This window comes from Brachybacterium sp. J153, from assembly GCF_036311905.1.
Lineage (GTDB): Bacteria > Actinomycetota > Actinomycetes > Actinomycetales > Dermabacteraceae > Brachybacterium.
The window spans coordinates 34,140-42,455 of the sequence record NZ_JAZDCH010000011.1 but is presented as its reverse complement, the minus strand read 5'-3'; the positions used below and the strand labels follow the sequence as shown (position 1 = coordinate 42,455).

The 8,316-nt window shown below is 68.9% G+C and carries 9 protein-coding genes and 1 pseudogene; 4 read left to right on the top strand and 6 right to left on the bottom strand.

The window, feature by feature from the left end:
* Position 1: 1 nt before the first annotated feature.
* From V1258_RS06790 to V1258_RS06775, 4 genes are all read right to left on the bottom strand, one after another.
* Complete coding sequence (locus V1258_RS06790; RefSeq protein ID WP_329748942.1) at positions 2-1,864, bottom strand: HNH endonuclease; 1,863 nt, start codon at positions 1,862-1,864, stop codon at positions 2-4.
* A gap of 387 nt (positions 1,865-2,251) precedes the next feature.
* A complete protein-coding gene (locus tag V1258_RS06785; RefSeq protein WP_329748941.1) occupies positions 2,252-3,238 on the bottom strand; it encodes an IS481 family transposase in 987 nt (328 codons plus the stop codon).
* 148 nt (positions 3,239-3,386) lie between these two features.
* Entirely contained in the window at positions 3,387-3,830 is a 444-nt protein-coding gene (locus V1258_RS06780) for a nuclear transport factor 2 family protein (protein ID WP_329748940.1), read from the bottom strand.
* Between the two features lie 32 nt (positions 3,831-3,862).
* On the bottom strand, positions 3,863-4,474 hold the full coding sequence (locus V1258_RS06775) for a DJ-1/PfpI family protein (protein ID WP_329748939.1): 612 nt from the start codon (positions 4,472-4,474) through the stop codon (positions 3,863-3,865).
* An 82-nt stretch (positions 4,475-4,556) separates the two neighbouring features.
* Here V1258_RS06775 and V1258_RS06770 point away from each other — a divergent pair, with 82 nt between their 5' ends.
* On the top strand, positions 4,557-5,489 hold the full coding sequence (locus tag V1258_RS06770) for a GlxA family transcriptional regulator (protein ID WP_329748938.1): 933 nt from the start codon (positions 4,557-4,559) through the stop codon (positions 5,487-5,489).
* 74 nt (positions 5,490-5,563) lie between these two features.
* Here the strand turns inward: V1258_RS06770 and V1258_RS06765 are convergent, their stop codons facing one another.
* A complete protein-coding gene (locus tag V1258_RS06765; RefSeq protein WP_329748937.1) occupies positions 5,564-5,860 on the bottom strand; it encodes a Dabb family protein in 297 nt (98 codons plus the stop codon).
* 205 nt (positions 5,861-6,065) lie between these two features.
* Between V1258_RS06765 and V1258_RS06760 the strand changes: the two genes are divergently transcribed.
* Both V1258_RS06760 and V1258_RS15240 read left to right on the top strand, forming a co-directional pair.
* Positions 6,066-6,374 (top strand): transposase, encoded by a 309-nt coding sequence (locus tag V1258_RS06760; protein ID WP_329748936.1) that lies wholly within the window; start codon positions 6,066-6,068, stop codon positions 6,372-6,374.
* Positions 6,375-6,730: 356 nt separating this feature from the next.
* Positions 6,731-6,940, top strand: a pseudogene (locus tag V1258_RS15240) (hypothetical protein); the annotation flags it as partial.
* 350 nt (positions 6,941-7,290) lie between these two features.
* Here the strand turns inward: V1258_RS15240 and V1258_RS06750 are convergent.
* Positions 7,291-7,476 (bottom strand): hypothetical protein, encoded by a 186-nt coding sequence (locus V1258_RS06750; RefSeq protein WP_329748934.1) that lies wholly within the window; start codon positions 7,474-7,476, stop codon positions 7,291-7,293.
* A 212-nt stretch (positions 7,477-7,688) separates the two neighbouring features.
* Here V1258_RS06750 and V1258_RS06745 point away from each other — a divergent pair, with 212 nt between their 5' ends.
* A complete protein-coding gene (locus V1258_RS06745; RefSeq protein ID WP_329748933.1) occupies positions 7,689-8,099 on the top strand; it encodes a hypothetical protein in 411 nt (136 codons plus the stop codon).
* Positions 8,100-8,316: the final 217 nt, after the last annotated feature.

The window sequence follows — 8,316 nt, the reverse complement described above, 5'->3', positions numbered from 1 at the left end:
GCTACCGGCACCTTACTGGCTGGTACGTTCGGCGGGCGGGCGGGCCGGAGCCCCCGCCGTCGCCGACGGGGATCCTGCGCACCAGCGTGAGCGGAGCGGGCGCGCAGGCGACGGTGTCGGAGGCGACGGTCGGCTCCGTGGAGTCGACGGTCCCGTGGATCTCGATGTCGGCGAGGGCGGAGTCCCCCGCGGCCCCGGGATGGACGGAGCCTTTGAGGCTGGCGGACGACGCGGGCAGCGCCTCCGTTGAAACTGTCACCTCCGTCCCCGCGGAGTCGGGCACCTGTGCCGTCGTCTCCGCCGCGGGCTGCGCCGTGGTCGCGGAGAACGTCGCGACGGTCCTCGACAGCCGGGGCGCGACGCTCACGGCGGAGACCCCGGAGTGGCCGGTCCAGCGGACGGCGCCGCCGAGGCTGCGGCCCGCGATCACCCGCCCCGGCGCATCGGGACCTGCGGCCGCGGCGGCATCCTGCCCCGCGACCGTGCGCGATGCGTCCCCCACCCGCTCGACGCTCCGCGAGTCGTCCTCCTTGCCGAGGTTGCAGGCGGCGCAGAGGTACTGGCCGTTGTCGATGCTGGTGGGCCCGCCGTCGCGGCGAGGGTGGATGTGATCGGCATGGCGCGCGGGCGCATCGCAATACGGAGCGCGACAGCTCCCGTCGCGCCAGAGCAGGAACCGTTTGAGCGCGGGCGGGAACACCTCGGCCCGGGACTCGACGGCGACCAGCTCGCCCGTTGAAGGGTGCGTGTACAGGCGGCGCAGGACGGCGCGGAGCTGCGGGCCGTGGGGACCGTCCGGATCACGGCGGGGATCCTCCGGCTCGGTGAGCGCATCGCGCAGACCCTGCCGCACGGCCTCGACCGGGACCGGGCCGTATCCCTCGATCTGCGCGGGATCACCGCGCTGCGGCTCGAGCAGGGCACGGTCCGTGATGACCACGCCGACATCGAGGGTGACCGGGTCCATCGCCTCGTCGCGGCCGAGCAGCGTCTGAACGAGAGCGTCGGCCATGAGCGCCGAGTGCCCCTCGCGCACTCCCTCCGCCCGCCGACGCTCGGCCTCGAGGGAGAGCCGCTTGCGCACGAGGTTCGCCTCGAGCGCGGGCAGATACGCGCTGAGGGTCGCCATCCCGTGCTCGCCAGGGGTGAGGGTGACGTGGCGCTCCCGCCGCGCCGTCCGGTGACGATCGGTCTCCCCCGCGGGATCCAGCTCCGAGATCAGCGCCCCGACCTCCTTCCGCCATTGCGCGACCCCAGCACCGTCCAGTTGCGGCATCGCCTGGCGGAGCGCTTCGTCGAGAACCCGCCGGCGCTCCGGATCCAGCGGAGCCGCCACGTTCGCGGTCGCGTACGACTTGGCGGCGGTGATCTGCCCGGTGGCCAGGGCCTCGAGCGTGGCCGGCATCGAGTCGACCAGGCGCCGGGCAGCGGCCAGGGACCGGCGACTCGTCGACGGGGCCGCCCGCAGGGTCAGGGACAGGTCGCGCACGGTCTTCCCGTCCGCACGGCGATGGAGCAGATCGAGCGGCGGGACGGCCTCCTCCTCCTGCGCAGCCCGCTCCTGCGCGACGGCGACCTCGTCCCGCCGCGTCGCCTCCGCGAGGGCGACGATCGTCCGAGCCTCCAGAGCGTCCAGCGAGCTGCGCGCCTCCTCCACCCTCGCGAGGAGGGTCGCGTACTCGCGGCGGTCGCGGCGCCCCGGGGCGAACATCTCCCGGGGTTCCCGAGCGATCGCGGTGAGCAGGAAGTCCACGTCCCCGAGCAGCTCACCGAGGGTCCGCGGGCCCGCCTCGCGCAGCGCATGGAGCGCCATCTCGGGAGCAACGGGCTCCACCGAGGCGTCCGGAGGCGACTGCATCAACATGCGTCGATCCTCCCACGATCGGCGTCAAATCGAAAGCACTTTCTGCGATTTGTGGATAACTTTCTCGCCCACTCGACCACTGATCGACAGGTCGTCCGATGACGTGACCACCGACGAGCGCCAAGCCTCTGACCTGCCCCTCTCGCGACTCCACCGTCAACTGTGGATAACCATGCCCTGGGGAGGAAAGGTCACCCTCGTGGATAACGTTGTGGATAAGCACGCATCGGGGAGGAACCATTTCCGGATCGCCGCGACGGGTGGAACACCGGGAAGCAGGGAGGGACGGCGACAACCCGCGACCGCCGACCATGGGCCACACCCGCCATCCGCCCGGGGACGACGACGCCCCGATCCCGCCGTAGGGCGGGATCGGGGCGCGGCGACCTAGATGTAGTGACCGGGGACGTTGTTCAATCGTGAGACGGGTGGCTGGTTGCCGCAGGCTGTGTGGGGTCGGTGGTGGTTGTAGTAGTGCAGCCAGCCGTCGAGCTCGCCGCGCCGCTCGGCCTCGCTCGTGTAGCAGCGGGCGTAGGCCCAACCGTCTGCCAGAGTGCGGTGGAAGCGCTCGATCTTGCCGTTGGTCTGCGGCCGATAGGGCCTGGTGCGCTTGTGCTTGATGCCGAGCTCTGCGCAGGTGTCTCGCCACATGTGCGACCGGTAAGCGCCACCGTTGTCGGACAGGACCCGCTCGACCGTGACACCGCGCGCATTGAACCACTCGACCGCCCGGACCAGGACAGCGGTGGCGGTAAGGGCGGTTTCGTCGTCGTGGATCTCGGCGTAGGCGACGCGGGAGTGGTCGTCGATGACGGTGTGGACGTAGGCCTTGCCCATCAACGGGTCCCTGTACTTGTTGCGGGGCTTGTCGGGTGTGGCGGCCCGGTTGCGGTCGCCTTGTTGTCGGCCGACGTAGCGCCAGCCTCCGCCGTCGGGGATGTTGCCGAGCTTCTTCACGTCGACGTGCAGCATCGCCCCGGGGTGGTCGTGCTCGTAACGGCGGACGGGTTCTCCGGTGGCGCGGTCGACGTGGGAGAGCCGGTTCAGTCGGGCGTCGACCAGGATCCGGTGGACCGTCGACGGTGCGATCCCGAGCCGGTAGGCGAGCTGAACCGGGCCTTCGCGCAGCCGCAGGCGGAGCTGGATGCAGCGCTTCGTCGTGGCTTGGCTGGTCTTGCTCGGGGATCGGTGAGGTCGTGAGGAGCGGTCCTGCATGGACTGGCCGGCGCGGTAGCGGTCGGCCCAGCGCTTCACGGTGGGCCAGGAGACCTGGAAGCGGGCGGCGACCTCGCTGATCGGGAAGCCATCGTCGACCACGAGACGGCCGACGATCAGGCGGTGCCGGGGCGTGAGAGCGGCGTTGGGGTGGGACACGTAGAGCCTTTCGGATGCGAAAGTGGCCGGCGACCTTACGGTCGCCGGCCAGCTGGTTGGTGCTGTCACGCGGATGGTCCAGCCCCGGGGCATCCACTCGCGCGTCATCTCGACAGACAGAGGCATCCGGTCGCGGGACGGAGGGGTATTACCAGGTGGGAAGCTCGCCCTGGCCTGGGGTGACGCGTCGCTCCTCCTGACCGATGCGACAGTCGTTGATGCTGGCCTCGCGATGGGTCATGTAGCCGTGCGCGTCGAAGCGCCACAGTTCGTTGCCGTAGGAGCGCCACCACTGGCCGTCCTGGTCGTGCCATTCGTACTGGAATCGCACGGCGATCTGGTCATCGGTGAACGCCCACAGGTTCTTGCGGAGTTGGTAGCCGAGTTCCCGATTCCATTTGGCAGTGAGGAAGGCGATCACCTGGTCACGGCCGGTGATCGACTGGTCACGGTTTCGCCAGACGGTGTCGACGCTGTAGGCCTGCGCGACCTTCTCGGGGTCGCGTGTGTTCCATGCGTCCTCGGCGGCCTGTACCTTGCGGGCGGCGGTTTCGGCGGTGAACGGCGGGGTGGGGTTACGGGTTTCGGTCATGTGATGACTCCTTGATCTGGGAAGGGGCTGTGTCAGTGGTTTGTGGGCGTTGACCACGTGGGCGGCGCCGGGTGGTACTCGATTCCGTCCTGTACTTGTCGGGCGCGGCCGGGGCCGGCGAGTCGGCCGACGAGGTGAAGGGCCATGTCGATGCCCGCCGAGACGCCGGCCGCGGTGACGATCTGCCCATCGTCGACCCAGCGCTGGTCAGGGCATGGCGTGATGGTCGCGTCGAGGGCGAGTAGCTCGTCGAAAGTTGCGTGGTGGGTGGTAGCCGGGCGTCCGTGCAGGAGCCCTGCGGCGGCAAGTACCAAGGCCCCGGTGCAGACACTGCTTACCAGGGCCCCGCTCTCGGCGGCGTCGCAGAGCCACCGCAGGTGGTCAGTGTCCGCAAGGCGTGCTCTGGTGCCGCGTCCCCCCGGCTCGACGATGAGGTCGGGGCGCGGCACCGCTGCCTTGGCGGCGGTGGGAACCACCTGGAGTCCCTTGGCGCAGCGGCGGGGCTGGCCGTCATTCGTGACCAGGTCCACCCGCCAGCCATCGGCCGGATACGCCTGAGTCCAGTACGACAGCACTTCCCACGGCCCGACGGCGTCGAGTTCCTCCGTACCGTCGAAAAGGTCGATCACGATGCGCTTGCTCATGGCATCAACCCTGCCGGGACGCCTTGCCCAGGGCGAGCGGCAGGAATGACTCAGTGCGCGCAATTCCTGCCATGATCGTCGCATGCCACACCACGTCGTCGCCCTCGCCCTGCCCGGAGTGGTCGCCTTCGACCTGTCGACGGTTGCCCAGGTCTTCAGACACCCCGCCGAAGGGGAGTACACCTTCGCGGTGGCGACGCCCGACGGTGACGACGTCATGACCTCCAGTGGATTCAGCATCGGCGCCGTCCATGACCTAGATGCATTGGCCCACGCCCGCACGATCATCATCCCTGGCTACCGGCCCCACCACCGTCCTCATGACGACACGCTGATGGCGCTCCGAAACGCCTACCAGCGCGGCACAAGAGTCGCGTCGGTGTGCACTGGTGCCTTCGCCCTCGCTGCAACCGGGCTCCTTGACGGGCTTACCGCCACCACGCACTGGCAGGACGCCGGGGAGTTGCAGCGGTTGTACCCCGAAGTCACGGTGCAGCCCGATGTGCTCTACGTGGACCACGGACAGGTCGCCACCAGTGCCGGCGTGGCCGCCGGAATCGACCTATGCCTGCACCTGGTGCGCAGGGACCTTGGGGAGCGGGTCGCCGCCCGTATTGCCCGCCGCATGGTGGTACCGCCCCACCGAGCAGGCGGCCAGGCCCAATACATCGAGCCAGCGGCAGCTCCCCCGACACATGGCTTCGCCGAGCTCACCGACTGGATTGTGGACCACCTCGAGCAGAGCCTCAGCGTCGCCGATCTGGCGCGCCATACGCACTTGTCCGAGCGGCAGCTCGCGCGGCGCTTCGTTGCTGAGACGGGACAGACCCCCCTGCAATGGATCCTGCACCAGCGGGTTCTTGCTGCCCGACGACTACTGGAGAACAGCAGCCTGCCAATGGACGTCATTGCGCAGCGCACCGGCTTGGGAACAGCAAGCACGCTACGGCGTCACCTGCGTCGAGAGATCGACGTGACTCCCACGAACTACCGGCGCACCTTCCGCGCTGACTAAGTACAGGTCGATCAACCTCTCCGGCCAGTACACCTAGAGGGGTGCGCAGTCAGTGCACCCGATCAGTCACGGTGTCACGGGTACGCGACGAAGTCCTGCTCGGCGAAGTCGGCGACCTCGGTCTGCCAGCGGGTGGCGACGAACTCCTGGTGGTCGGGATGGGCGTCGTAGGCGTCGTACGCGGCCTGGTCCGCGAAACTCATCGCGAACTGGAAGGCGAACGGGCTCTTGACCGAGACCTGGCGCGAGACGACGAAGTCGACGACGCCGGGGATGGCGGTGAGCAGCGCGGGACCGGTGGTGAGGAAGTCGGTCTCCTCGGCCGAGCCGGCCGGGTGGACGAGGGTGAAGGACACGGTATGGCGGATCATGCGCCGATCGTACGGTCGACGGGCCGTGGGACTTAGCACGTTCCACAAGGCGAGCCGTCGGCGTCACCCCTCTGCTAGGAACACTTCTCCAGTCGGCGCCGGCATCTGACCCGCCAGCGGGCGGGCGCGGAAGAGGGGACTGATGCGCGGGTAGGTGTCACTTGATCTGTGGCGCTGTGGAGCGTCGCAGGGAAGGATGTGGACCATGCCTGCTCCGTATCCTCAGGAGTTCCGTGACGATGTCGTCCGCGTCGCGAGGTACCGTGAACCTGGCCAGAAGCTCTCGGTGATCGCGAAGGACTTCGGGATCTCCGAGTCCTGCCTGACGAACTGGATACGCCAAGCTGACGTCGAAGACGGTGTCCGGCCCGGCAAGACCTGCGAGGAGTCCTCCGAGCTCCGTGATGCGCGTAAGCGGATTCGGCTGCTGGAGCAGGAGAACGAGGTCCTGCGCCGCGCTGCCGCCTACCTCTCTCAGGCGAACCTGCCGGGAAGAGGCTCTACCCGCTGGTGAGCGAGCTCGCCGTCGACGAGATCCCCGTCGCGGTGTCCCTGCGGGTCCTGAAGCTCTCCCGCCAGCCCTACTACCGCTGGCGGAAACAGCAACTCACCGAGTCTGAGCTGGTCGAGGCCTGTCGAGCCAATGCCCTGTTCGACGCGCACTGGGACGATCCCGAGTGCGGGTACCGGTTCCTGGCCGGCGAAGCGGATGTCGCCGGTCAGCGCATGTGTGAGCGGACTGCGTGGCGGATCTGCCGGGCCAACCAGTGGTGGTCCGTGTTCGGGAAGAAGCGCGGGAAGAACGAGAAACGCCCGGGACCGCCCGTGCACGACGACCTCGTGAAGCGGGACTTCACCGCTGACGACACCAACGAGCTCTGGCTGACTGACATTCCCCCGCTGCGCGCTCCGCGCATGATCGCAGCGGGAGGTGCCCCCTCCGAGCACTGGACTGACGAGGGCAAGCTCTACCTCTGTGCGATCAAGGACGTGTTCTCCGGCCGGATCGTCGGCTACTCGATCAGCGACCGCATGAAGGCCCGCCTAGCGGTGAACGCCCAGGACAAGGCCTCTTCTGCGGGAGGGTGGGGGCGGTTCTTCGCGTCCAGGGCGCTTCGTGACCCGACCGAGACCGATGGCGAGCTAGTCGATGCCGCGAGGATTCCCGCGGCGCGGCGCGCTCATCTGTGTGGTCGTCACGCGTTCTTCTTGTGCTTCTCGATCGTTGCCCAGAACACGGGAGCCTCTACCTTCGCGTCCCCGCCGGGCCCAGCCTGCTGCTCGAGCTCGTCCGCGATCGCTTCGACGTCGTAGTCCAGCGCGGACGTCTGCGCGTCGCCGCTCGCGATGGTGGCGTTGATGTACTTGATCAGGCTGTCTCGGTCCATGCTCTCTCCTTGTCGACGGTGCCTCGCGGTGGGGGCCGATGCTCAGCGGCGGTGGCGCTCGACCACGGGCCAGAACTCGTCCGGGTCGAGGGTCTCGAAGTCGCTGTCGGGCTGGTCGCGGAGCAGCTCGTCTGCGATCGCGGGCACGTCGAAGTCGCTCGCGTCGTCTTCCCGCTCGGTGCCGCTGATCGTTGATGCGATGACCTGGATCAGAGTGTCTCGATCCACGGGACACCTCCTCACTGGTGGGGTGGAAGCGACGATACCGCCGATGCTCCCCGGCGTCCCGGGTTCGCGCCCCTCCATGCCCCCACCGTGGACCTCCGGGTCTGCGGTGGGGGCGGTTTCGTGCGTCCTTGGCCGGGCATCCGCCCCACCGGATAGCCTGCGACCAGGCGACGGGCTGGGCCCGACGCCCTCGTCGATGCGGAGGTCGTGACGTGAGCGTGACGCTCGAGAAGAGCTCGGCGGTGCTCCTCGCCGTCGCGGTGGCGTGCGGAAGCCTGGCCGTCGGGATCGGAGCGTTCCTCGGCGGGTACGCCCTCGGCGACGAGCCCGAGCCCGTGGCACCGACGGCACTTGCCGAGAAGACCTACACGGTGGCTGACCTTGAGGCCGCGCTCGCTGCCTGCGAGCTCGACGGAGCTGAGGTCGTCGACTCCTCTGTGTCCCTACTCGGAGGTGACTGGCCGGCGTACAAGCGCCAGTACTTCGTGGCCGAGATGGACGCGCCCGAGATCGCGGACAGGGACTACACCACGCACTCGGTGGATCCGGGACCAGCGGGAAGGACTACTCCTGGTCGAACGTGCGCATGTCCTGGCAGCAGACCGACGAGGGCCGGGACGTGACGATCACGGTGGAGTGATCGCTAGTAGCCGCGCCTCACGGCTCGACCGGGACCGCCCCCACACACCCCCGCGCCCGCTCCCCACCAGAGCCCCGGCAAATCCACAGCGGATGCCCGCCACCCACGGCGCCAGCACACCGACAGAAGCGAAAGCTGCGGATGTGCGCCGTCGTGCCGCAGGGGCAGGGCGGCATCGGCGGCTCAGCCCAACCCGCGGG

What these genes read in the sequence shown, in the direction of transcription:
- V1258_RS06790 (WP_329748942.1), bottom strand. Translation starts at nt 1,864, where the DNA reads ATGTTGATGCAGTCGCCTCCGGACGCCTCGGTGGAGCCCGTTGCTCCC.
- V1258_RS06780 (WP_329748940.1), bottom strand. Translation starts at nt 3,830, where the DNA reads ATGACCGAAACCCGTAACCCCACCCCGCCGTTCACCGCCGAAACCGCC.
- V1258_RS06775 (WP_329748939.1), bottom strand. Translation starts at nt 4,474, where the DNA reads ATGAGCAAGCGCATCGTGATCGACCTTTTCGACGGTACGGAGGAACTC.
- V1258_RS06770 (WP_329748938.1), top strand. Translation starts at nt 4,557, where the DNA reads ATGCCACACCACGTCGTCGCCCTCGCCCTGCCCGGAGTGGTCGCCTTC.
- V1258_RS06765 (WP_329748937.1), bottom strand. Translation starts at nt 5,860, where the DNA reads ATGATCCGCCATACCGTGTCCTTCACCCTCGTCCACCCGGCCGGCTCG.
- V1258_RS06760 (WP_329748936.1), top strand. Translation starts at nt 6,066, where the DNA reads ATGCCTGCTCCGTATCCTCAGGAGTTCCGTGACGATGTCGTCCGCGTC.